This is a genomic window from Clostridium sp. HGF2 (genome assembly GCF_964240115.1).
Taxonomy (GTDB): Bacteria; Bacillota_I; Bacilli_A; order Erysipelotrichales; family Erysipelotrichaceae; genus Clostridium_AQ; species Clostridium_AQ innocuum.
Genome location: NZ_CAXSSO010000013.1, coordinates 13,821 through 38,182, shown reverse-complemented (window position 1 = coordinate 38,182; position 24,362 = coordinate 13,821). Strand labels below are relative to the sequence as shown.

The following is a 24,362-nucleotide window of genomic DNA, read 5'->3' as shown; positions in this document are numbered from 1 at the left end:
TAGGGGCGAGTTGACAGGATGAAAACAGGGGTGAGTTGTGAAGATAGGATTGTTATGAGGGTAGGTTGAGTGGACAAGATGGTTGAACCAGGCTAATTACCATGAACGAAAAACAAGACAATGATAATTAGGCGTAAGAGAGGAAGTGAAACTCTATGCCGGAAAATAAAAGGGTGCATTTTATTCCGCCTATACCAAAGTGGGAAAGGCGTGTTGGTATTTACTGCCGTGTCAGCACAAATAGTAAAGAACTTAGGCAAGGTTCACGTTATCCATGAAGAGAATGGAATAAATATTTTAACGAGAGGAGGCCTTTTAGTGTATAGAATCGAACTATCAAAGCATGTAAAAAAGGGAGATACATTATATACTCCGTATACGGATCCTAATGGGCTTGGTGCAAAATTGAACTTGTCGAGTTGGTCTCAGAATTGGCTTCCAGAGTTTTTATGGATTGGACTGATTATTTATAAGCAAGGCAGAAAAAGAGGATTAGAGAGTATATCTCACATTATTGATGAATTAAATGATTATTCAATATGTGCGCCTCAGTTTTCTATAATACATAAGATGGAACGAGAACAAAAGGAGCTTTTTTGGGCCGTTGTTCTAAAATATGTTTCAAATGATGTATTGGCTCCATTTACAATTGTAGCGACACCAGATATTGATGATGTTTTCTATAATTTATTTTTTGAATATACAATGGATATTGATGGCAGTATTTCTGAACTTTTTTCAATAATCAAAGATTGCAATAAATTTCATGATGAGCTCACAACAGATATATGTTTTGCAGTGGATTGGTTTTATGCTAAAAATGGAAGGTTGTATATTTCAAGTGAACTAGATTTATTACCAAAGGCTTTGACTTCTTATTATAATCTCGATCATTCCGATGAATTAATGAGGACATATAGACCTGCAATCAGGTCAACTTTTCAAGGATTGTGCAGCATCGATAGTAGTAAGGAATTTTCAAAACTGATGTGGGAGAGATTAGGGGAAATATCGGAATGTAATCCATTAATGATAGTGTGGGAAGGAAGTGAAGATATGACTTTCTATGAAAAGACGACAAAGGTCATTGACTATATTGCTGCGACAAATAATGATAAAAAGATGGAAGCAAAGTATGCGGTGATAATGGGGCTTACTTGCTATATTTACAAGATTTATAGAGAAATCTCCGAAAAGAATCTTCAAAACGATATAAGTGGTAGAATTCTATTTAGGACTATGGCAGAAAGTTATATCAATTTGAAATATATCATGCTACAAGAGAAAGAAATTCCTGATGTGTATAGCAGATTTAAAGCATATGGCCTTGGAAAGTATAAGCTTGTTATGGCAAAGATGAGGGAAGGAAAATATCTTGTTTCAGATGAAGCTCAGTTTGAACAGAAAATGATGGAGCTTATTGTGAATGAAGATATGGATGAAGCATTTGTTAATTTGAGTTTTGGCTATTTTGATAAAACACAGATTAATAAAAAATTCACCTTATGTGGTGAGCAGATGCTGTATGAAATCTACTATGAATATGGAACAAATTATGCTCATGGATTTTGGGGGGCTATAAGAGAATCTTCAATGCTTATATGTGATAATCCTACCCATAATTATCATGCTGTTCCAGATTATCATTCTGAACAGAACTTGAGAAGCGTGCATGATGATTGCGATATGCTTATGAAAAAACTATTTGAACTTATTTCAGAATATGTCGAACTTCCGGATTTTTATAATGCTGAATAAGTTAAGAAGGGAGTGCGTACATTGGTTGAAACAAAACATCTAAAACGTATAATGAAGGAATACCTTTCTGTTCTTGAAAAGTATGAAGACAGAATAAATAGTTTTAGCCAGGAAGATATTAAAAGATTGATAGGCGAAGCTCGTTTGTTTTGGTATCGTCAGCAAGGTTATATAGGATATTTGCTATCAAATATTGATAAAGGAGACAACGTAACATATCTATCAGGGGCTGTAAGATTAGATATAAAGAATGCAGGTCATAATGAATATGTTTTGGTTAAGGGATGTAGGATAATAAATGATCCATTAATTAAGATGTCAGCTTTTTATCATGGGACTGATGACGAAATAAACTTTAAAACTGCAAATAGATACCTGAAGGATTGTTTTTTCGATTTGCTTGCACTTTTACGGGAGTACTCCGAAGATTTTTTTGTTATTCCATTAGAAACAATAACCATTTCAGATTATGATGGATATCATAAGGTACTTGCAGGTGCAGCAGAACAAATGCTAGTGTCGCTATTTTCTAATAAATACGATTCCGTCGAAGAAATGAAGAATGACAACTCGTCATATGAGGATATAGAGAATCATTTACCTGATTGGATAAAAGAGCGATTGATATTTGATTCCTTGGAAGATAGTAAATTGTCAATAAAAGAAAAATGTGAAAATGCTCTTTATATTGGGAAACTATATATTCCATTTATGGAGTCAATGGGCGGATCATCTTTGTTTTTTATGCTGGTAACTCAACATTGTATGGGTGCAATAGCTACATTTAACTGCATGAAGAATTTAAAAATTATGCCTTATATTAGGGATGATATTGCATTTCAATATTTTGATTTGCTTTTTCATTCAAGCCTAAATGATGAATTTGTTATTTTCGATTATTTGCAAGTACTTTTGCCTTATGTGTTACAAAAGGCATTTGATTTTTCTAAATGGGATTATGAGACAATAAAGCACAAAATAGGGAACGGTGTTCTTATTGATTATATTATTGCGGAGCTAGAAATCGAAAAAGGTGGTTATCCTAGAATTGCTGATATAGTCGACAACGCAAAGAAGTATATAGAAAAAGTAGAAATGAAGTAACGAAAACCAAAACACTCAAAAATGAAATTGGAAAAATCTCATTAACATCCAATTACTTAATACGGTTTCTTAGAGTTAACAGGATGAAAACATAGGTAGGTTGTGTAGATAGGATTGTTATGAGGGTAGGATGGGTGGACAAGATGGTTGAATTCGACTAATCAACATAAACCAAAAACAAGGCTATGATAAGTAGGTGATAAAGAAGGGGTGATACTTTATGTCGGATAATAAAAGAGTGCATTTTATTCCACCCATACCAAAACGTGAAAAGCGTGTTGGTATTTATTGTCGCGTCAGCACGAACAGTGTGGAACAATTGCAAAGTCTAACGGCACAGGTATCACATTAACCAGAATAACTGCGGCAACACCCCAGTGGTTCTTGGCAGATGTCTATATGGATATCGCAACCAGTAAAACAGGTTCGTCCAGAAAAGAATTCAATCGAATGCTGGAAGATTGCCAATCTCGAAAACTGGATATTGTTATTATAAAAAACATAAGTCGATTTGGGAGAGATACTGTTGGAACATTGGACGCATTGAATCAGCTCAAAGCACTCGGAATTCGTGTGATATTTGAACAGGAAGAATTGGACACAGCGAATACAGATAGTGATTTGATTATTTCTGTGATTGAATCCGTGGCACAGGCAGAAAATGAATCCCGCAGCGAAAATATAAAATGGGGAATTAAGAATCGTGCTGCATCTGGAAAATCAAAATTATATGATAGAAAATGCTATGGGTACAAGCATGGTGCGGATGGTCGATTAGAAATTAATGAGGAAACAGCAAAGAATGTGAAGCTGGTATTCGATTTGTATCTAAGTGGATGAAGTGTTATGGGGATTATTAAAGAGTTGGAACGGAAAAAGATCCTATCACCAACCGGAAAAGAGAAATGGTGCAAAAGAACGATTGATGTTATGCTGAGTAATGAAAAATATACTGGTGATGTTAGGCTTCTAAAATCAAGTAACAGTGAGGTTCAGTATATGTCCACAGATAATAATCCGGTGATTATATCAAAGGAGATATTTGAGGCTGTGCAGATTGAGAAGGCTAGGCGGAGTAATGTGGTGAAAGATGAAGATGGTAACCGAAGAAAAGATAAAAAATATAGTTCGAAAAATAGTATTGGAGGAAACATATGACTATAGAATTTAATTTCTCTCGATTGAAAAAGGTATATTTTGATTCACTTAATTCTTATGACAAATCATTAGCTTTTGATGTGAAGATTGGAAAAGGGCAATTTTTATTTCTTATGTTTTTAGCTGAAAACGATGAAAGAGATACATTGTTTCTGTACATGCGTAACACAAAAATCTTACGCAAACTAAAAATGTACGGAAGTCATAAACGTGGAGATTTTAAAGTGTACATTTCAGATGATGTACAAGAACGAATGGTGGATGAGTTGCAATTGCTAGAAGGAAGTGGTGGATTTGAGTTTGAAGCATTTCTTGGTCAATTAAATGATGCTATTCCCTTGAATATAGATATGGATCAAAAAGTCAACATCCTTAGAAAAAACAGAGAAGTAATTAGTAAAATTGCAATTGATGATAGTGATAAGACCGTGCTAATTGGGACAAAATATTTATCAAAGGGAAAACCACAAGATAAAACATTGAGAAAATTATATATGTATACAGAAGAAAGCGAAAAAGAAATCACGGAGTTTATAAGGAATCTTAAGAAGGCAAATATGACAGTTGCATGGACAACGGAAGAACAAAGATTTAAAGCAGCCAAAATTAATTCATTGATAAATGATGTTAAGAATGGGAATAAGTAGCAGCGAGCAATAAAAATAAACAAGAGCAATGGAAGGAAATGAATGAACAACAATGCCTAAAAAGCCAATAAAAGAGACAATACACGCAAAAGGAATTGATATTGGGATATACACAAACGATTTTCAAAATGAATTTATTTCACTAACAGATATAGCGAAGTACAGAAGTGATGATGCGAACGCAACGATTTGCAATTGGATGCGAAACAGGGATACATTGGAATTTCTTGGCTTGTGGGAGAGCCTTCACAATCCGGATTTTAAACCCCTCGCATTCGAGGGGTTTAGAAACCAGGCAGGGCTAAATGCTTTTACAATGTCTCCCTCTAAGTGGATACACAATGTTGCGGCGATAGGAATTGTATCAAAATCGGGGCGTTATGGTGGTACATATGCACATTCAGTAAAGATTACCAAAGAATAAAGACGGATGAAAATAGTCGCTTGTCCTTAAACTGGAATCTCAATAGGGAAATATCAAAATTAAATTATCGTATTCATACAGATGCAATTAAGGAAAATTTGATTCCTCCAGAATTAACGAAGGAGCAGATTTCCTATACATATGCTAACGAAGCGGATATGCTGAATGTTGCTTTGTTTGGTATAACAGCAAAGCAATGGAGAGAAATGAATCCAGATAAAAAAGGAAATATGCGTGACGATGCGAACCTTAATCAGCTATTGGTATTGTCAAATATGGAAAGTTACAATGCTGTGTTGATTGAACAAGGCAAAGCACAGTCTGAGCGTTTGGTACTGCTACGTGATTTGGCAGTTAAACAGATGAAAACGATGGAATCTTTGACGATGGCAGGATTAACAATGCTCACTAAAAAAGAAGATGAGTAACAATTCTGTATTGGGGATAAAATTTTATCAATAAAATAGCCTAATCAAAAATCGTCTTTTTGAGTTGATAAGATTATTGGAAAACGCTTAAATACAGAGAAAATTCTTATGTTTCTTAAAAGTGTAGAATAGCCTAACAATCACACGTTGAGACGGTTGTACTCTTGTCCCACAAGTCACCTGATAGCTATATAGATGTAAAAGTGGAATTTGGAGAAGGTAAGGGGAAGATGCCTTTGGATGCAATTGCATAGCGGGCAAAGAAATATCAACCGAAACCGAAAATTACATATAAAATGATACAAGAGTATGTGGAAAAAACTATGGGTTTAAAGTACATACTGCATACATTGCAGAAGTGAAACGGTCGTTGGGATTAACAAAGTATGATGCCCCTAGAATTTTTGAGGTGATTTAATGAATGAAAGGATAGGTCAGATTGCAGAACAGATAATTCAATTAAATCAGAAGGCATATGAGGTTTATTTGCCATTGATTGAAAATGTGTGCAGCAGAGAGGTATCTGAAGATGAATTATCACAATTACTCGATTATTTACTGGATTTTGCATGTGATGAAAAAATATTGGTTTTGTATAAAAGGGTGTGCAGGAGATATTTGTATACGTATCCGAATTGTATTAAATTTTATGTTGAAGCATATAGGGATATGTGGGTAGATGAAGAAAAATAATTTGAATACAATCTTTAAAATGAACAGAGATTAAGTTTATAGTGTGATAAAACGAGGAGAAAGCATATGGCGAAAATTGTTAAAGAGACCATTCATGCTAAAGGTATTGATATTGGAATTTACACAACAAATTTTGAAAGCGAATTTATTTCACTGACAGATATTGCAAAATATCGCAATGAGGATGACCCAAGATTTATAATTCAGAATTGGATGCGTAATAGAAATACTATAGAATTTTTGAGCGTTTGGGAAGAATTGCATAATCCAGATTTTAACGTGTGCAATTCGAGGCGGTTAAAAACGAGGCAGGATTGAATCGTTTTGTAATGACACCAACAAAGTGGATTACACAAATGAATGCTATTGGTATTGTTTCAAAAGCGGGACGCTATGGTGGAACGTATGCGCATAGTGATATTGCCATGTCTTTTGCAACCTGGATTTCGCCTGAATTCCAGCTATATATTATGAAAGATTATAGGAGATTAAAGACGGACGAGAATAGCCGATTATCTTTGAATTGGAATTTAAACAGAGAAATTTCCAAACTGAATTACAGGATACATACAGATGCAATTAAGGATAATTTGATTCCACCGGAATTAACACCCGCACAGGTAGTGTATACCTATGCTAATGAAGCAGATATGTTAAATGTTGTTTTATTTGGCAAGACAGCAAAGCAGTGGAAAGATGAAAATCCCACAGCAAAAGGAAATATGCGAGATGTGGCAACGTTGAACCAATTGTTAGTGCATGCAAATTTGGAAAGTTATAACGCTGTTCTGATTAATCAGGGAAAGAATCAAAAAGAGCGTATGGAATTACTTCGGCAGTTAGCGGTACAACAGTTACAGACATTGGAAAAGGTAAGCCTAAATAATTTACCCACATTGGAAAACGGAATGATAGAGTAATAATGTAAGCGGAAAACTCAAAGGAAAGAAAATATCAAGTAATCATAAGTTCTACATATGAAGATTTGAAGACAGAGAGACAAACAGCAATAAGTTGCTTGCTTGATATGAATTGTATTTCAGTAGGAATGGAGCAACTTCCAGCAAGTTCATTGAGTCAATGGGAATACATTAAAAAGATGATTGATATGAGCGATTATTATCTTTTGATTGTAGCAGGGAAATATGGTTCTATTGATCCTGAGGAAAATATAAGTTATACAGAAAAAGAATATAGGTATGCTGTCGCTAAGAAAATGCCTACATTAGCATTTTTACATCAAAATATTGATTTGCTTCCTGTGATTAAAATGGGAGCAACAGATGAAGAAAGAGAAAGAGTAAGGAATTTTCATAGTACCGTTAAAAATGCGGGAAGGTTAGTAGATTTCTATTTTAATGAAGTAGAATTAAAGTACAAGATTGCTATGGCAATACCTGAAATTATAAATGATGTACCTATGTCTGGATGGGTAAGGGCTGATCAGGCAGAGCAGGCAATTGCGACAGCGAAAGATTCTAGTGGAATTCAAGATTTGCAAAATCAATTAAAAGAAATACAAAATTCTATTTTGGAAAAAGTTGAACGGACACAAATGAAATGGGAACCTATTTCTGAAGAAGAAATAGATGTGATGTTTAATGCAGAAAAAGAAGAAGTGAGAATACCAATATTATCAGAGGAAGCAAAGCAGCTTTTAATTGAGGCAACAAAAGATGCTGCCGGTCAAATATTAGTAATTGATTCGCTTGAAGGAACAGACATACAAAAATATAATAAGATAATGAATATTGATAAGATTGGTAAGTCTGTTGCCAATATGGAAAGCAGCTGTGGAGGAACTTCGAAACAATCAGTTGATAATGGCGGTTGGTAATAGAAATGAAATATTTCAACTCACTAAACTGGGATATGAAGTTTCAGAAAAAATTTAGAAGTGGCATTTTTGTGGGAATCTGGTACAACCGTCGAGACAGTAGTTCGACTGTCAAGAGTGAAATAACCCGATAAATAAAGGGTTTTTCACTCTTTTTTTGCTTCAAAAAGAGATGATTAAAAAAATCGTAAAAACACGGCTGTCATAATTTTATGAATTTTTAGGTGTTGAGCCTGAAAGGAGGGTGAAGATGTTCACGCAAAATACAGAAGTGAGGAAATGCTGCAGATTTAACTGTGAAAACATATCCAGTGACTTATGATCAATTCCAGATGATATTATGATGGAGTATAAAAAGGTGATTCTTCGACAGATTTTAATAAATGATTGCAAAGTTCAAAAATGTATTGCTATTGTGCTTACAAGTGAATATACTATAAGTAGAAGAAATACGTTTTTGAAAGGAGCGATAACTATGGCAGCAAAATCAGCAAATCTCTATGCCAGAATTGAACCAGAGGTAAAGGAGCAGGCAGAGGGAATACTTTCTGCTCTTGGCATTCCTGCATCGAATGCAATTAACATGTTTTATAAACAGATTATACTTCACAGAGGATTACCGTTTGAAGTCAAAATCCCCTCTGCAAGACCATTAGATATGAGCAATTTATCAGAAGAACAGATAAATGAAGAATTAGAGAAAGGTTATGCGGACATGAAAGCTGGCCGTACAAAGCCAGCAAGTAAGATATTTGAAGATATCCGCAAGGATTATAATTTATGATCTTTGAAATTGAGTTTTCAGAACAGGCGGATAGAGATCTTAGAAATATTTATAAGTATATTGCTTTTGAACTTCAGCCCCCAGAAAATGCGGCAGGTCAGCTTAACCGACTGGAGGAGAGCATCATGGGACTTAACCAGATGCCGGAGCGTTTTCTTGGATACGAAAAGGAGCCGTGGCACAGCCGAGGCCTGCGCATCATGCCTGTAAATAATTACTGTGTGTTTTACATTCCAGATGCAGGGAATGCTGTCGTTACCATAATTCGTGTAATGTATGGTGGTCGAGATATTGACACACAATCAAACAAATACACGAAGCAGTAAGCGAAAGACAAATTAGAATTTATGGAGGTGACAAAATGGAAGTAAATAAAACAACGATTGTCGAAAAGACAGTAAAATCTGGAGTAACATTTGGAAGTGCTTTAGCTATGGCTATTAGTTATACGGTTTATGTCATATATTTCATATTACGTTACTAAACCGAGGGGTATCAGATGAACACAATATTATGGATTTTGATTGGAATAGCAATTTTATGTGCAGGTATTGCAATATGTTCTGGCACAAAGAAGAGAAAGTAAATTAGAAGCTGTAAATCCTTCTGGTAATATGTCAAGAGGAAAATTGAAATTAAACAGAGGAAATCGTAAAGAGATGATACAAAAAGATGCACTAAAAAGAGGTTCATATAAAGAAATCGTTTTCAAAGACTATTCAACTATATATAAAATTCCACCTTGGCACTCATTATGTTACATGCACAGGATCATTTGATGAATGCGATTCTAATGAAGGATATGGCAAATTCGATTATAAAGCTGAATTAGAAAGTAGCAGCTATGAAATAAACAATACTGCTGCAGGAAAATAAGATGAGGAGGCCGGCTTAGAAACTTTCTACCAGTGCTCTTCATCTTTTTCCCATAAACTGAATGAATTGGGGCTGTAACGAGTAAGCAGACTTAAAAATCGAAAAAGCACTCATCCAGATATTGGGTTCTTTCTAAACTTTGGGTATATCCAAAGTTTAGAAAGAACCACTTTTTGTATAAATGTCTCTCATCTATATTTCTTTAACTTAATGACATTGGATTCGTCTCTGATTTTTTAGTTTATTAAGCTATATAAAATGAGGGATTTATCGAAAATTTGTTAAATAAAGTTTGATATAACTTTTAAGCATATCAAACAATTCATAATAAGTATTTGATATAATGCTTGCAAAGTAGTATGTTATTAGTAGATAAAGAAAGAGGTAGAAAACATGAAAGATAATTATATTTTTAAATTGGCTGAAACAGTACAAAGGGAAAGTGTTACCTATAAAAACAGATATGGATTCGTTGTATCTGGAGAATTATATACACAAAAAGATATGAATCAATCAAAGAAGTACCCTGCGTTGATTGTAGGCGCGCCCTATGGAGGTGTAAAGGAACAAGGCCCTGGTGTTTATGCGAATGAATTAGCACAGAGAGGATTTATTGTATTGACCTTTGATCAAACGTTCATGGGAGATTCAAATGGCGAACCAAGACATGTATCATCACCTGAGATATTTACTGAAAATTTTAGTGCTGCCGTTGATTATCTAGGTTTACTGAAGAATGTGGATAGAAATAAAATAGGTGTCATTGGTATTTGTGGTTCAGGTGGATTTGCTTTATCAGCAGCACAGGTGGATACTAGAATCAAAGCTGTCGCAACCACCAGTATGTATGATATTAGCTTTTCTACACGTGGAAAAGACCTGATGAGTAAAGAAGATTTGTATACTCTGAAAGATAAACTTTCTCAGCAGAGATGGACGGACGCAGAAAATGGATATCCTGAATATATACCAGGTTTTCCATTAGAACCAGCACAATCGATTCCAGAAGGATTGGATGCTACAGATGAAATCTGGTTTAAATTTTACGGAATGGAACGTGGACATCATCCTCATGCTAGAGGTGGATTCACTACCACGAGTTCTATGCCATTTTTGAATACAAGGTTGTTGAATTTTATAGATGAGATATCGCCAAGACCAGTTTTATTTATCGTAGGAGATCAAGCACATTCTAAATACTATAGCAAATTTGCTTATGAAAAGGCTGTAGAACCTAAAGAATTTTATGTTGTGAAAGATGCTGATCACATAGATCTGTATGATAGAGTTGATAAAATACCTTTCGATAAGATAACAGATTTTTTTGAAAGGTCTCTATAAAGGTGGAATATGAATATCATTATATTCAATGGTAGCCCTCATCCTAATGGAAATACAAATGCAATGGTTACAGCATTTGTTGCAGGTGCAAAAGAAAATGGACATAAAATTGACGTAGTTAATGTCTGTCAAAAAAACATAGCCGGCTGTCTAGCCTGTGAATATTGTCATAAGGCAGGCAAAGGAAACTGTATTCAAAAAGATGATATGCAAGAAATCTACCCTCTTTTGAAAGAAGCTGAAATGATAATTTTGGCATCTCCTGTATACTATCACAGTTTTACGGGACAACTTCAATGTGCGATCAATCGTATCTATGCTTTAGATAAACCACAAAACCTAAGAAAAGCGGCATTAATTTTAAGTTCAGGCAGTGATGAGGTATACGATGGCGCCATCTATGAATATCAAAAGTCATTTTTAGAATATCTAAAACTAGAAGATATGGGTATTTTTACAGCATTTGATAAACAGAATAAGTCAGAAGAAATACTAAATAAAATGAGAGACTTTGGAAAGTCAATTATAAATATAAAAGAGGAGGTAACAGAATGTTAGGAAATTTTAGTTATGTAAATCCAACCAAGCTATACTTTGGAGAAGGATCCCTTGCAAGATTAAAGGAAGAATTACCCAAATATGGTAAAAGGGTTATGCTTATTTATGGTGGTGGCTCTATCAAAAAGAACGGAATTTATGATGAAATCATAAAAATATTGACAACTCAAGGAAAAGAAGTGTTTGAAGATGCTGGAGTAATGCCAAATCCTACAATTGAGAAACTTTATGAAGGCTGTAATGTTGCAAAAGAAAATAAGATTGATTTCATTCTAGCAGTTGGAGGCGGGTCTGTCTGTGATTATGCGAAAGCAGTATCGGTATCCGCTAATTGTGATGAAGATCCATGGAAGAAATATTATTTAAATATGGAAGATGTTGATTGTGATATCATCCCTGTAGGCTGTGTGCTTACTATGGTAGGTACTGGATCAGAAATGAATGGTGGTGCAGTTATTACAAATCATGAGCAGAAATTAAAAATTGGTCATGTGTTTGGTGAAAATGTATTTCCTAAGTTTTCAATTTTAGATCCGACATATACGTATACTTTGCCCAAATACCAGATGATTTCCGGTATTTATGATATATTCAATCATATCTGTGAACAATATTTCTCTGGAGAAGACGACAACGCAAGTGATTATATCAGTGAAGGACTGATGCGTTCTGTTGTTCACTCTTCATATATTGCATTGAAAGATTCTAAGAATTATGAAGCTCGCAGCAATATCATGTGGACAGCAACTTGGGCTTTAAATACGTTAATTGCAAAAGGAAAAACAACAGATTGGATGGTTCATATGTTGGGACAAGCTGTTGGGGCATACACCGATGCGACTCATGGCATGACACTATCCGCTGTTTCTATGGCTTACTACCGTCATATCTGTCCATACGGTCTAGAAAAGTTTGTGCGTTTCGCAATAAATGTATGGAATATTACACCAGATGGTAAAACACAGGAACAAATCGCTGAAGAAGGACTTTCTGCAATGGAAACATGGATGAAAGAACTTGGATTGGTTATGAATATCAAAGAACTAGGCGTTAATGAGAATATGTTGAATGGACTTGCAGATAGTACAATCATTATGGAAGGTGGATATAAGGTTCTTTCTCATGATGAAATTTTGAGAATATTCAAAGAAAGCATGTAAGTACATCTATAATGGATGTAATGTTTATGAATAAAGAAATTAGGAAACATATGACAACATTATTTCAGAGTAAGAGAAAAATCACTCTCAAAGGTAAGCTAAAAGCTGTTTGGAAATTGAGCATTCCAGCTATTCCAGCACAGCTTACTTCCATCATTATGCAGTATATTGATACTGCAATGGTAGGCGGATTGGGTGCTGATGCTTCCGCTTCGATTGGTATCGTATCCACCAGTACATGACTATTGGGTGGACTATGTATTGCGGCGGCATCTGGCTTTTCTGTACAAGGAGCACAACAGATAGGCGCAGGTGACAACAAAAAAGCACGTTTGATTTTAAAACACAGATTATTGATAACTATAAGCTTTTCTATTTTTTCTAACGATATTTGGAATCAGCGTTAGTACTTCCCTACCTAGATAGTTGGGAGCATCGAATGATATTTATAAAAATGCATTCCTTTATTTTTTAGTTTATGTAGCCTTACCTGCTCAACAATTAAATGTATTATCAAGTTCCATGTTACAATGCAGTGGCAACATGAAAGTTACTAGTATACTAAATGCTATCATGTGTGTCTTGGATTGTTATTTAATCTAATTCTAATACGATTCTATGGTGTACTAGGGGCGGCTATTGGAACAGCTTTATCACAGATCATTATTGGCAGTTGGATGTTTTGGTTTGTCTGTTCATTCTAAAGTTCTAAAAATCAATATCTCTGGGAAATTTTCTATAGATAGATCTATCGTAAAAAATGCCATTTACATAGCTTTTCCTATGGCTTTAGAGCATACTGCTGTTTGTGGCGCCATGATTTGCGTAACACGTATCATTGCTCCATTAGGTACCATCGCTATTGCAGCGAATTCTTTTGCGGTTACAACAGAAAGCCTGTGTTATATGCCTGGATATGGTATAGCAACAGCAGCTACGACTTCAAAGTATAGGAGCAAATGAAAAAGAACTTGCAAAAAGCTATTCTAATATTGCTATATTGTTTGGAGCGCTACTTATGACAGGTATCGGTTTATTGATGTACGTTGACTGTCCTTTTCTTTTTCAGATGTTAACCTATGATCTACGAGTACAGAAACTAGTAACGGAAGTGTTAAGGATAGAGTCATTTGCCGAACCACTTTATGCTGTATCAATCGTAGCATCAGGAGCTCTTAGGGGTGCAGGAGATACCTTCATACCAAGTATCATGAACTTGGTCAGCATATGGTGAGATCGTTTGACACTATCCCTTATACTTGTAAAAGGATGGGGATTACATGGTGTATGGTTTGCTATGTCCAGTGAACTATGTATACGTGGATTGCTTCTACTATATCGTCAACAGAAGGGCAACTGGTTAAAGAATTTCTAGAGCAATAAAAATGTGAGGAGGACAGTGCATGAAAAAATTCTTATCAATAATGTTAGCGGTGTGCTTTCTACTAACGATCACAACAGGGTGTGAGAGTAATCGTCAACAAGCAGATGAAAAGAGTAGTACCAATACTATGGAAATCAAGAAAGAAGAAAGTGATATGCAAATTCAGATACAAGGAGAAAATGATGAAACCGTTATTTTTCAATTAAATGATTCTACTGCAGCTAGCTCCTTATACGATCAGCTTCCAATGACGATCGATGTGGAAGATTATAGTGATGATGAAAAAATATTTTATCCTGATAAAAAACTTGATACCAGCAAGACACCGATGGCAAAAGGTCCAATTGGTACACTCGCCTATTATGAACCATGGGGAGATGTTGTTATGTATTATGATGATTGCGGTGGAGCTAGTGGTCTATATGCACTCGGAGAAGCAATCTCTGGCATTGATCAAATTAGCCAATTGAGTGGTTTAATTGAAATCACAAAATATTCAGAAAACACAAAACAGGATGATGATACGGCTAAGCAAAATGAAGACACACAACCAACAGTAAAAAAAGATGAGGCTTTTTCAATAGAACAGAGTGATGGCATGCATCATATCCAAATCGCTATAGGTTCAAAGACTTTTACAGCTTCACTTTATGATAATGATACAGTAAGGGAACTGTTAAGACGTTTTCCTATGTCTTTGCAAATGGATGAATTACATGGTAATGAAAAATATTATTATTTTTCAGAGGGTCTATCATCCTCAGCACAAAGTGTATCTCAGATTTATACTGGCGATTTGAAGCTCTTCGGTAATGATTGTCTTGTGTTATTCTATAAGGATTTCCCAACTTCCTTTTCTTATACTTCATTGGGACAGATTGATAACCCACAAGGACTTTCAGAAGCATTAGGAAATGGAAGTATTCAAATTCAGTTTCGTTTAATTGAATAATTATTTTATAAAATGCTGTCTAACTTTGATTAGGCAGTTTTTTTATCTTTGTTATTCATGCTATTGATATGCTTAATAGTTATATGAATGTATTTGATATGAGTATTTGATGTTGTACACGGTTACGCTTACAATAAAGTTGTAAAGAAAAGCTATCATGATTTCTTTAAAGAGTTTGTGAAGCCTCACGATGATACAAAAATGGGAAGAAGGTAGATGGTTTCAAAGAGAACAAGTGTGAAAGTGTAATTTTGTTCATGAGATTTATAATAGAGAGGAGGAATTATTTCATGGCAAGTAAGTACGACGGATTAGCTAGAATTATTATGCAGAACGTGGGTGGTACAGAAAATGTAAAAGCATTAACTCATTGTGTTACGCGACTTCGTTTTCAGTTAAAAGATGAAAAGAAAGCTAATACAGATGTATTAAAAGAAACAGAAGGTATCGTTACAGTGATTCAGAATAGTGAGCAATATATGGTAGTGATTGGTAATCACGTTCCAGATGTATATGAAGCGGTTGTAAAGCGTGGCCATTTAGAGGATATTGTAGATGATGGAATGTCACATAATGAAGAGAACGGTAAAGGAAAACAAAAGCCTTTGGACGTTTTTGTAGGTATTGTAACCAGTGTCTTCACTCCTATACTAGGTGTGTTAAGTGCCTGTGGTATCTTAAAAGGTTTGTTGGCAATGTTTGTGGCATTTGGAGTTTTATCTACTACAAGTGGAACATATAACTTTCTTTACTCTTTATCAGATTCACTATTTTATTTCTTGCCAATTATCTTAGGGTATACAGCGGCAAAGCGTTTTGGTATTTCGGAATTGGAGGGTCTGGTTATCGGTGCCACAATGGTATATCCTAATCTATTGAGTGGTGGACAATTGGATATATCAAATATCTTCGGTATTCCAGTAACTATGCCGGCTGCTGGCGATTATACCAGTAGTGTGATTCCAATTATTTGTGCGATTGCATTCGCAGCGTGGTTTGAAAAACGTTATAAACGCTTTATTCCAGATACGATCAAATTGTTTACGATTCCTTTTATCACTTGCCTTGTGACAGTATGTATGACATTCTGGATCATTGGTCCAGTGGCATCCACAATTTCTGATGGGCTAGGTATGGTATTTACAGCAATCTATGAGTTCAGCCCAATCTTAATGGGATTTATAGTAGGTGGATTATGGCAGGTTTTGGTTATGTTTGGTCTACATTGGGCAATCACACCATTGATGATCAATAACATACAGACATTAGGGTTCGACACGATTATGATCGGAATGTTTGGTGCATCCTTTGCACAGACAGGGGCAGTTATTGCAATCTATTTAAGAAGCAGGAATAAGAAAACAAAGTCATTATGTATTCCGGCAATTGTATCTGGTTTAGCAGGTGTGACTGAACCAGCCATCTATGGTATTACACTACCTAAGAAGAAACCATTTATCATTACCTGTATCGTATCAGCAATCACAGGAGCTATCATTGCGGCCTCAGGCGCAAAATATTATATCGTACCAGGAATGGGCGTGTTTGGTTATACAGCCTTTATGAATACACAGACACAAAATATTACAGGCATGATCTGGGCAATTGGTGCATCTATCTTAGCTTTGGTTGGTGGCTTTGCAGCGGTTTATCTGACATATAAAGAAAAAGAAGTTAAGAAGCTTACCACTCAATTGAAAGATGCTGTTTCTGCAGCGATTGTTTCGCCAATGCATGGCAAAGCTATCGCCTTAAAAGAAGTGGAAGATGAAGTGTTCAGGGGTGGAAGTCTAGGACAAGGCGCAGCAATCATTCCTACAGAAGGGAAACTATATGCACCAATCGATGGAACAATCGCTATGGTATTTCCAACTGGTCATGCCATTGGAATCAAAACGATAGATGGTCTTGAGATTCTTATGCATGTAGGTATGAATACCGTTGAATTAAATGGAAAAGGATTCAATGCTAAGGTAAATCCAGGAGATCATGTCGTTCATGGAGATTTACTACTCGAATTTGATATAGAAGAAATTCAAAAAGCTGGCTATTCAGTAGTGACACCAATCGTGATTACAAATTCTAATAGTTATCATGAAGTATTGCCAGATGTTTCTGGTGAATCCATTCATGTAGGCGATAAACTGATTACAGTTAGATAGGAGAAAAGAAGATGAATAAAACGTTTAGAAAAGATTTTTTATGGGGTGGTGCTACAGCCGCCAATCAATTTGAAGGAGCATGGAATGTGGATGGAAAAGGACCTTCCGTATCTGATATGTGCACCAACGGGTCCTATGAGGTACCAAAGAGAATCACAAATACAATAGAAGAAGGTACTTTTTATCCAAGTCATGAGGCTTCTGATTTCTATCATCATTATAAGGAAGATATAAAATTGATGGCTGAAATGGGTTTTAAAACATATCGTCTATCTATTGCATGGACAAGAATTTTTCCAACAGGGATGGAAGAAGAGCCATTAGAGGAAGGTCTGGCTTTTTATGACAAGGTCTTTGATGAGCTGAATAAATATAGAATTGAACCACTTGTCACCATTTCACATTATGAAATGCCATACGCCCTTGTAGAAGAGTTCAATGGATGGGAAGATCGCAGATGCATCGATTTCTTTCAGCGTTATTGTGAAGTGCTATTTGAACGTTATCAGAACAAAGTAAAATACTGGCTTACCTTTAATGAAATCAATGCGGGAACCATGCCAATGGGGAATGTACTATCTTTAGGAACTGTGAAGGGATTTACAGGTGCAATTCTTGATTTCCCAGACAATCCTGAAGTACGTTATCAAGCATTGCATCATCAATTAGTAGCAAGTGCAAAGGTTATAAAGCTGGCTCACGATTGTTATCCGTCTTTTAAAATGGGAAATATGATTTGTTTTCTTACCATGTACCCATTGACTTGTAATCCTGATGATATGATGAAGACGCAAAGAGAAATGCAGATGGCAAATTGGTTCTGTTCAGACGTACAGGTACGTGGAGCATATCCATATTATGCAGATCGATTCTTTGAAGAAAATAACATTCATATTAAGAAGATATCAGAAGATGAGCAAACGTTAAAGGATGGGTGTGTTGACTATTACACATTCAGCTATTATATGAGTAATTGTGTCGCAGAAACTTCTGATGCGGAAATCAAAGGTGGAAATCTAACAGGCGGACTGAAGAATCCTTATCTGGAAGCAAGTGACTGGGGTTGGCAGATTGATCCAAAGGGATTACGTTATACATTGAATGAAATCTATGCACGTTATGAAATACCTTTAATGGTTGTAGAAAATGGTCTTGGTGCTTATGATAAGATAGAAGCTGATGGCAGCATCAACGATAGCTATCGTATTGATTATATGCGTTCTCATATTGAACAGATGAAAGAAGCTGTGAAAGATGGTGTTGATCTGCTTGGATATACACCATGGGGATGTATTGATCTTGTAAGTGCTTCAACGGGAGAAATGGCAAAACGCTACGGGCTTATTTATGTAGATAAATATGATGATGGAACCGGCACGTTAGAAAGAAAGAGAAAGCAGTCTTCTTACTGGTATGAGAATGTAATTTATAGTAATGGAGAAACACTATAAAAGATAATATTCTGTTATGTTTTGTATAAATAAAAATGAAACAGGTAATCTCTGAAATGTCATTAAGTTAGAGAGACAAAAAATAAAAGGTATCTAAAAACGGCATCTATAAAAATCAAATATAGGTGTCTTTTTTATGCAATGACTTGACAAATCTATAAAAATCGAGCGTTTCGCACTTTTGTAAGGATGTATAGGAGCTGTTCTTATATGAACCTTACAAAAGCTTTCCTTCATCCCTTACACATAAAGGCTATCGTCTTATCCCTATCGATAAAAATGATATGGATACTTTATACACTTCTGGTTCTAAAGGAAAACACTTGTCCAGTTATCATATTAATGCGAGTTATGATATTCTCAATCATCGCTATGTAGATATGATTATTCAAGGTATTTACAGCTTAAATGAAATGGAAGCAATGTGGACTATGGCTTCCCGTTTCCACGAGAATAAAACAATTTTTATTGCGGACAGAAACTACGCTACTTGGAATAATATGGCTTATATCATGAATTCTGACAGATATTTTTTGATCCGCTCGAAAGATATTCATTCCCATACGGGTATTTTGAAAAAATTCAATTTCCCGGATGAAGAATTTGATGAAGATATCTGCATTTCACTGACAACTAAGCATACAAAAGAAATAAGGATGCATCCTGAATCATATCGTCTTCTCTCTACGACTTCCACATTTGATTTCTTGGATGAATTATATCCTTACTTTACAATGAGATTTCGTGTTGTACGGTTCAAATTAGGAAATCGTGAGGGATATGAATCTATTGCAACGAATCTCGATCGTGAACGTTTCTGCACTGCTGATATTAAAGAATTATATCATCAACAATGGGGTATTGAAATCTCCTTCCGGCATCTGAAATATTCAGCGAACTTATGTGCGATCCACGCCAAAAAACGTCTGAATATTCAACAGGAGATATGGGCAAGAATGATTTTATATAATATGTCATTCATCCTGATCATGCATGTCGAGAATGAAAAAATAAATAACAAAGACAGAAAAACAGAATATAAATATGCGATCAATATCACGAGACGATTCATCATTGCCGTAATTATATACGACGGTGTAAAAGAAAAGGCGGGATTCCGCCTGATCTTGAAACCCCCATTTCAAATGAAGTATTGCCGATTCGCCCCGATCGCAAGTTTCGTAGAAATGTGTGTGCACAATCTGTTATGTGCTTTAACTATCGCTTTTCATAAAAGCAACTTTATTATAACGCTATTTTAAAAAAGATGCTTGTGAAAGTATTTTTGTCATGCCTAATTTTCGTATATACCATCCTAAAAAAGGAAGAATCTTTTTCTTTCTTTTGTTTTTTGTCTCTCTAACTTAATGACATTGGATAATCTCTGTTTCATTTTTTTAGATCCTTTTGCATTTGAATCAGATATTTTTCGGCAGCTTTGGAAAATATCTGGTATTTTTTCCAAACTAATGACATGCGAGCATCCAAACTTGGATATAGTGGGCGAAAACAAAGTTTAGAGTCACCTGTAACATTGATGATATTATCTAAGGCAATTGCATACCCAATACCTGATTCCACCATAATGGATGCATTATACAAAAGATTATAAGTGGCTATGATATTGATTTCTGATTGATCTCTTTTTAGCCATTTATAAATATCATCTTCATGATTGATTGAATTACGATTACAAATCAATGGCTTATCCCATAAATCCTCTGGTGTAATAACTTCTTTTTCAGCTAGTACACTATCCTTCCTCATAAGGATACCATAGATATCTTTCATTGGAAGTTCTAGATACTCATATTTTGTTTTATCAATAGAACCCAATAACAGGCCAAAGTCAATGAGTCCTCTGTCCAGTTCTTCCAAAACATCAGTTGTATCACCACTAGCAATATGAAAACGAATATTTGGATAACTTGTTTGTAGTTGTATTGCGCTATCCGTAAGGATATGGATCGCATGTGTTTCTCCTGCCCCGATATAAATATCTCCCTCACTAATATCATCGCTCAACGCAATCTCATCTTCTGTTTTCTTTACTAGCCCTATGATTTCTTCAGAACGTTTTCTAAGAATCATCCCCTCTTCTGTCAATGTGATTTTACGATTGCCACGAATAAACAATTGTTTTCCTAGTTCATCTTCCATATCTCTGATTTGCCTGGATAATGTTGGTTGTGATACATGCAGAAACTCAGCAGCTCCAGATATGCTCTGTTCTCGTGCGATAGCTAAAAAATATTGAAGCACTCTTAATTCCATAGTACGAACCTCCTATCTATCAAAATTATAACACGATTTGCTATGCTTGTAAAACATAGGTGGATATTTGACATAAGTATTTGTATGAGTGAAACTTGAATGATAGAATACAAGTATTAAAGGAAAGGAGCTGATAAAATGAAAAAAAGATACCTGATTATTAACTTCATTTTTCTTATAGTAATAGCTGATATATGGTTTATAACGCAGAAAGGAAGAGATGAGGCAATGATAAAACGCACACAACAGACGACAGGACAAGGCACTATGGCAGATGTTAAGCCCACTGCTTCCTTAACCCAGTTGGAAGAAGGACTTTCTGTTATTCGATATGATGGAGATTATGGCTTTCAAGGTTTTTTAGAAGCTGGAGGTGCAACTTCAGATGATGGCGTTTTGAATTATTTGATGGATCATGTTGTGGATGTTTCTGATTTGGATATCATACAAGGATTATTTGGTTGCAGTACGATACAGACAATCAATGAGCAGCAGGATATCCTGTTTGGAAGAAACTTTGATTGGGAAAACAGTGAAGCCCTGATTATGGAATCACACCCAATTGATGCATATGCTTCCATTTCTACTGTAAATCTTGATTTTATCCAGAGTGGTACCTCTGTTTCAATCAATCGTTTACCGGATGATCTTCTTGCGCAAGTTGCTATGTATGCTCCCTTAGATGGGATGAATGAAAAAGGACTGGCTATTTCAGTTAATATGATTCAGGATTCTGATATAATCGAACAAAACAAAAGTACACAAGATCTAACAACGACAACAGCAATACGGTTGATTCTAAATCAGGCTGCCGATGTAGACGAAGCGATAACATTATTACGAGCGTATGATATGCACTCTTCTATGGGGATGATGATTCATTTTGCGATTGCAGATGCAAAAGGCAAAAGTGTAGTTGTGGAGTATATCAATGATGAAATTAATGTGATAGAAACACGTGCGGTAACAAACTTCTATTTATCACCCGGAGAAAAACAAGGAATCGGCACTTCCCAATCACATGAGCGTTACGATATTCTGATGGATCTCCTTGATACAAATCAAACAATGAATATGGAGCAAGTAAAAGATGCTTTGGATAGCGTGAGTAAAGATAACTTTGGTGAATTTGAATCTACAGAGTGGAGTATTGTCTATAACCTGAATCAAAAGGAAATTCACTATTATCATAGAGAAAATTATAATCAGCGCTATGTATTTCATATAAGCGAATAAGATGGAGGAATCAGATATGAATTATTTTAAACTACTATGGGAGCTTCGATCTCTTAAAAATAATACAAAGAAAACAAAAATACAAATGGAAAAGCTACAGAAGGAAAAGTTATCTAAGATTCTTCATTATGCATACGATCACTCCGATTATTATAGGACTGCATTTATGCAAGCAGGTATTACAAAACAGACCATTGATATCACTCCTATTTCAGAGTTTCCTTCTATCAATAAAAAAGAGCTTATCAAACATTTCGATAAACTAGTTACAGTTGATGATGTGAAACAGAGTGAGTTGCAGGTTTTTGATGAACTTGAGGATACGGAAGATACGTTTAAAAATAATTATCATGTCGTTCATTCCTCAGGAAGTACAGGAAAACCAGGATATTTTATTTATGATGAACAGGCATGGAATCATATGCTGCTAGGAATTATTCGCGGAGCATTATGGGATATGAGTATGTGGGATATTTTGAAGTTATTATGGAAAACACCACGTATCGTTTATATTGCAGCATGCGATGGACGTTATGGTGGTGCTATGGCAGTTGGTTCAGGTATCGAAGGTGTACGTGCATTACAGCTGTCTTTGGATATTAAACAACCGCTGGATGAATGGATCAATCAGATTCAGAAATTTAAGCCAAATATCGTAATAGGATATTCGTCCGCTATCAAGATACTTGCAGAACAGGTATCCACAGGCAAAGTAAGCGTTCAAATCAAAAGAATCATATCCTGTGGAGAACCATTGAATGCAAATCTTCGCTCCTATCTGGAACAAATCTTCCATTGTGATATTGTAAATTTCTATGGTGCTAGTGAATCCCTTGCTTTAGGTGTTGAACTACATGGAGAAGAAGGAATGTATCTTTTTGATGATATGAATTATATCGAAGTGGAGAATGGCAAAATGTATCTGACCTCTTTATATAATTATGCACAGCCATTGATTCGCTATGAATTATCAGATCGCCTCGTATTTGATGAATTTGATGATCATTATCCATTCTCGAAGATTAAAAATCTGGCAGGGAGAAACGAAGATCTGATGTGGTTTCAAAATGAACAGGGAACCAGAGAATTTCTTCATCCACTAGCAATCGAAGGATTTTGTATGGAACATATGTTGGATTATCAATTCATCCAAAAGGATGAACACTCTTTTGAATTGGACATCGAAGTGTCTAACGAGGAGTATAAGGATACGATACAAAAAAAGATGACGACATCAATAACATCCATGTTAAAAGAAAAGCGGCTTGACTATGTAGAATTTGCTATATCTTTTGTAGATGAGATACTTCCAGATAACCGTACTGGGAAAAAACGACTGATTATTTTAGAAAAAAAGGAGTAACTATATGAAACCTGTGATTTTGGAAGGCAGTGGAATTACAAAGAAATTCGAAGAAGCAGATACTCCTGTTTTAAATAACGTAAATATAGAGCTATATGATGGTGATTTTACGGTTATTATGGGAGCATCGGGTGCTGGAAAATCTACACTACTTTATTCTTTAAGTGGTATGAATGCGATTGATGAAGGAAAAATCTTGTATAACGACGATGATATTACGACCTTTCGCGAAAAGCAAAAAGCGAAACTTCGCTCAGATGCATTTGGTTTTGTGTTTCAGCAGACCAATCTAGTCAGTAATTTAACATTGTTAGAGAATGTTGCGGTTGCTGGATATCTAAATAAAAAAAGAACAACAAACGAAACCGATGAGAAAGTAAAACAACTTTTGAAACAGATGGATGTAGCACATGCGATGGATCGCTTACCATCGAAAGTATCTGGTGGTGAAGCACAAAGAGCAGCCATTGCTCGTGCTATTATCAATGATCCAAAGATGTTATTTGCGGATGAGCCAACTGGTGCATTGAATCGGAGAAATAGTGACGAAGTATTATCCATTTTGCAGAAACTGCATGAGCAAGGACAAAGTATTCTGATGGTAACACACGATATGCATGCCGCAGCATATGGAACCAGAATCCTATATATGGAAGATGGAAAAATCTTAGCAGAAATGAAGCTTGCTTCTATGATAAAAGATGATTTGAAAGAAAGAGAAGCAAGGATACATGAATGGCTTACATCTTTAAAATGGTAGCGGAGGTGTATG

Annotated in this window: 25 protein-coding genes and 3 pseudogenes; 27 read left to right on the top strand and 1 reads right to left on the bottom strand. The window is 35.4% G+C overall.

Annotation, left to right across the window (positions count from 1 at the left end; translation table 11 throughout):
* Nucleotides 1-210 precede the first annotated feature (210 nt).
* From ACESPQ_RS18135 to ACESPQ_RS18020, 24 genes and pseudogenes are all read left to right on the top strand, one after another.
* Nucleotides 211-1,758, top strand: a complete 1,548-nt coding sequence (locus tag ACESPQ_RS18135) for a DUF5677 domain-containing protein (RefSeq protein ID WP_219931069.1) — start codon at nt 211-213, stop codon at nt 1,756-1,758.
* A 21-nt stretch (nt 1,759-1,779) separates the two neighbouring features.
* Entirely contained in the window at nt 1,780-2,862 is a 1,083-nt protein-coding gene (locus ACESPQ_RS18130) for a hypothetical protein (RefSeq protein WP_373144674.1), read from the top strand.
* Nucleotides 2,863-3,261: 399 nt separating this feature from the next.
* Nucleotides 3,262-3,702, top strand: a complete 441-nt coding sequence (locus ACESPQ_RS18125) for a recombinase family protein (protein ID WP_257377095.1) — start codon at nt 3,262-3,264, stop codon at nt 3,700-3,702.
* A gap of 6 nt (nt 3,703-3,708) precedes the next feature.
* Nucleotides 3,709-4,020 (top strand): recombinase family protein, encoded by a 312-nt coding sequence (locus ACESPQ_RS18120; protein WP_257377094.1) that lies wholly within the window; start codon nt 3,709-3,711, stop codon nt 4,018-4,020.
* Nucleotides 4,017-4,667: a hypothetical protein gene (locus tag ACESPQ_RS18115; protein WP_109771096.1), complete on the top strand. Its 651-nt coding sequence runs from the start codon at nt 4,017-4,019 to the stop codon at nt 4,665-4,667. The genes ACESPQ_RS18120 and ACESPQ_RS18115 overlap by 4 nt, the downstream gene beginning before the upstream one ends.
* A 52-nt stretch (nt 4,668-4,719) precedes the next feature.
* A pseudogene (locus ACESPQ_RS18110) lies at nt 4,720-5,519 on the top strand (KilA-N domain-containing protein).
* A gap of 417 nt (nt 5,520-5,936) precedes the next feature.
* The gene (locus ACESPQ_RS18105; RefSeq protein WP_109771098.1) at nt 5,937-6,212 is read left to right on the top strand and encodes a hypothetical protein; all 276 of its coding nucleotides are present in this window, start codon (nt 5,937-5,939) and stop codon (nt 6,210-6,212) included.
* A gap of 66 nt (nt 6,213-6,278) precedes the next feature.
* A pseudogene (locus ACESPQ_RS18100) lies at nt 6,279-7,132 on the top strand (KilA-N domain-containing protein).
* A 41-nt stretch (nt 7,133-7,173) separates the two neighbouring features.
* Nucleotides 7,174-8,049: a DUF4062 domain-containing protein gene (locus tag ACESPQ_RS18095; RefSeq protein ID WP_373144703.1), complete on the top strand. Its 876-nt coding sequence runs from the start codon at nt 7,174-7,176 to the stop codon at nt 8,047-8,049.
* 475 nt (nt 8,050-8,524) lie between these two features.
* A complete protein-coding gene (locus ACESPQ_RS18090) occupies nt 8,525-8,833 on the top strand; it encodes a type II toxin-antitoxin system RelB/DinJ family antitoxin (RefSeq protein ID WP_109771121.1) in 309 nt (102 codons plus the stop codon).
* Nucleotides 8,830-9,159, top strand: coding sequence for a type II toxin-antitoxin system RelE/ParE family toxin (locus ACESPQ_RS18085; RefSeq protein WP_373144673.1), 330 nt, complete (start codon nt 8,830-8,832; stop codon nt 9,157-9,159). Before ACESPQ_RS18090 ends, ACESPQ_RS18085 begins: the two co-directional genes overlap by 4 nt.
* A 35-nt stretch (nt 9,160-9,194) precedes the next feature.
* Complete coding sequence (locus tag ACESPQ_RS18080) at nt 9,195-9,317, top strand: hypothetical protein (protein WP_257379513.1); 123 nt, start codon at nt 9,195-9,197, stop codon at nt 9,315-9,317.
* Between the two features lie 258 nt (nt 9,318-9,575).
* Nucleotides 9,576-9,665 (top strand): PTS lactose/cellobiose transporter subunit IIA, encoded by a 90-nt coding sequence (locus ACESPQ_RS18075; RefSeq protein ID WP_306461009.1) that lies wholly within the window; start codon nt 9,576-9,578, stop codon nt 9,663-9,665.
* 437 nt (nt 9,666-10,102) lie between these two features.
* A complete protein-coding gene (locus ACESPQ_RS18070; RefSeq protein ID WP_373144670.1) occupies nt 10,103-11,050 on the top strand; it encodes an alpha/beta hydrolase in 948 nt (315 codons plus the stop codon).
* A 9-nt stretch (nt 11,051-11,059) separates the two neighbouring features.
* Nucleotides 11,060-11,608, top strand: coding sequence for a flavodoxin family protein (locus ACESPQ_RS18065; RefSeq protein WP_002609850.1), 549 nt, complete (start codon nt 11,060-11,062; stop codon nt 11,606-11,608).
* Nucleotides 11,602-12,768 carry an iron-containing alcohol dehydrogenase gene (locus ACESPQ_RS18060; protein WP_109771102.1) on the top strand — a complete coding sequence of 389 codons (1,167 nt, stop codon included), beginning with the start codon at nt 11,602-11,604 and terminating at the stop codon, nt 12,766-12,768. Before ACESPQ_RS18065 ends, ACESPQ_RS18060 begins: the two co-directional genes overlap by 7 nt.
* 26 nt (nt 12,769-12,794) lie before the next feature.
* Nucleotides 12,795-13,010 carry a hypothetical protein gene (locus ACESPQ_RS18055; protein WP_109771103.1) on the top strand — a complete coding sequence of 72 codons (216 nt, stop codon included), beginning with the start codon at nt 12,795-12,797 and terminating at the stop codon, nt 13,008-13,010.
* Nucleotides 13,011-13,343: 333 nt separating this feature from the next.
* Nucleotides 13,344-13,406, top strand: a pseudogene (locus ACESPQ_RS18050) (hypothetical protein); the annotation flags it as partial.
* Between the two features lies 1 nt (nt 13,407).
* Nucleotides 13,408-13,731, top strand: coding sequence for a hypothetical protein (locus ACESPQ_RS18045; protein WP_142692053.1), 324 nt, complete (start codon nt 13,408-13,410; stop codon nt 13,729-13,731).
* 37 nt (nt 13,732-13,768) lie between these two features.
* Nucleotides 13,769-14,002 (top strand): MATE family efflux transporter, encoded by a 234-nt coding sequence (locus ACESPQ_RS18040; protein ID WP_233105571.1) that lies wholly within the window; start codon nt 13,769-13,771, stop codon nt 14,000-14,002.
* A 169-nt stretch (nt 14,003-14,171) separates the two neighbouring features.
* Nucleotides 14,172-15,104, top strand: coding sequence for a cyclophilin-like fold protein (locus ACESPQ_RS18035; RefSeq protein ID WP_257334916.1), 933 nt, complete (start codon nt 14,172-14,174; stop codon nt 15,102-15,104).
* Between the two features lie 290 nt (nt 15,105-15,394).
* Complete coding sequence (locus ACESPQ_RS18030) at nt 15,395-17,266, top strand: beta-glucoside-specific PTS transporter subunit IIABC (RefSeq protein WP_118002777.1); 1,872 nt, start codon at nt 15,395-15,397, stop codon at nt 17,264-17,266.
* 11 nt (nt 17,267-17,277) lie between these two features.
* Complete coding sequence (locus ACESPQ_RS18025; protein WP_109771106.1) at nt 17,278-18,717, top strand: glycoside hydrolase family 1 protein; 1,440 nt, start codon at nt 17,278-17,280, stop codon at nt 18,715-18,717.
* A gap of 200 nt (nt 18,718-18,917) precedes the next feature.
* Nucleotides 18,918-19,979, top strand: a complete 1,062-nt coding sequence (locus ACESPQ_RS18020) for a transposase (protein ID WP_373144701.1) — start codon at nt 18,918-18,920, stop codon at nt 19,977-19,979.
* Nucleotides 19,980-20,106: 127 nt separating this feature from the next.
* Here the strand turns inward: ACESPQ_RS18020 and ACESPQ_RS18015 are convergent, their stop codons facing one another.
* Nucleotides 20,107-20,991 carry a LysR family transcriptional regulator gene (locus tag ACESPQ_RS18015; RefSeq protein WP_002609866.1) on the bottom strand — a complete coding sequence of 295 codons (885 nt, stop codon included), beginning with the start codon at nt 20,989-20,991 and terminating at the stop codon, nt 20,107-20,109.
* Nucleotides 20,992-21,129: 138 nt separating this feature from the next.
* Between ACESPQ_RS18015 and ACESPQ_RS18010 the strand changes: the two genes are divergently transcribed.
* The 3 genes from ACESPQ_RS18010 to ACESPQ_RS18000 are packed head-to-tail and all read left to right on the top strand — an operon-like array spanning nt 21,130 to nt 24,350.
* Nucleotides 21,130-22,227, top strand: a complete 1,098-nt coding sequence (locus ACESPQ_RS18010; protein ID WP_118002776.1) for a C45 family autoproteolytic acyltransferase/hydolase — start codon at nt 21,130-21,132, stop codon at nt 22,225-22,227.
* Nucleotides 22,228-22,243: 16 nt separating this feature from the next.
* Nucleotides 22,244-23,590: a phenylacetate--CoA ligase family protein gene (locus ACESPQ_RS18005; RefSeq protein ID WP_373144667.1), complete on the top strand. Its 1,347-nt coding sequence runs from the start codon at nt 22,244-22,246 to the stop codon at nt 23,588-23,590.
* 4 nt (nt 23,591-23,594) lie between these two features.
* Nucleotides 23,595-24,350: an ABC transporter ATP-binding protein gene (locus tag ACESPQ_RS18000; RefSeq protein WP_109771108.1), complete on the top strand. Its 756-nt coding sequence runs from the start codon at nt 23,595-23,597 to the stop codon at nt 24,348-24,350.
* The last annotated feature ends 12 nt before the right edge of the window (nt 24,351-24,362 follow it).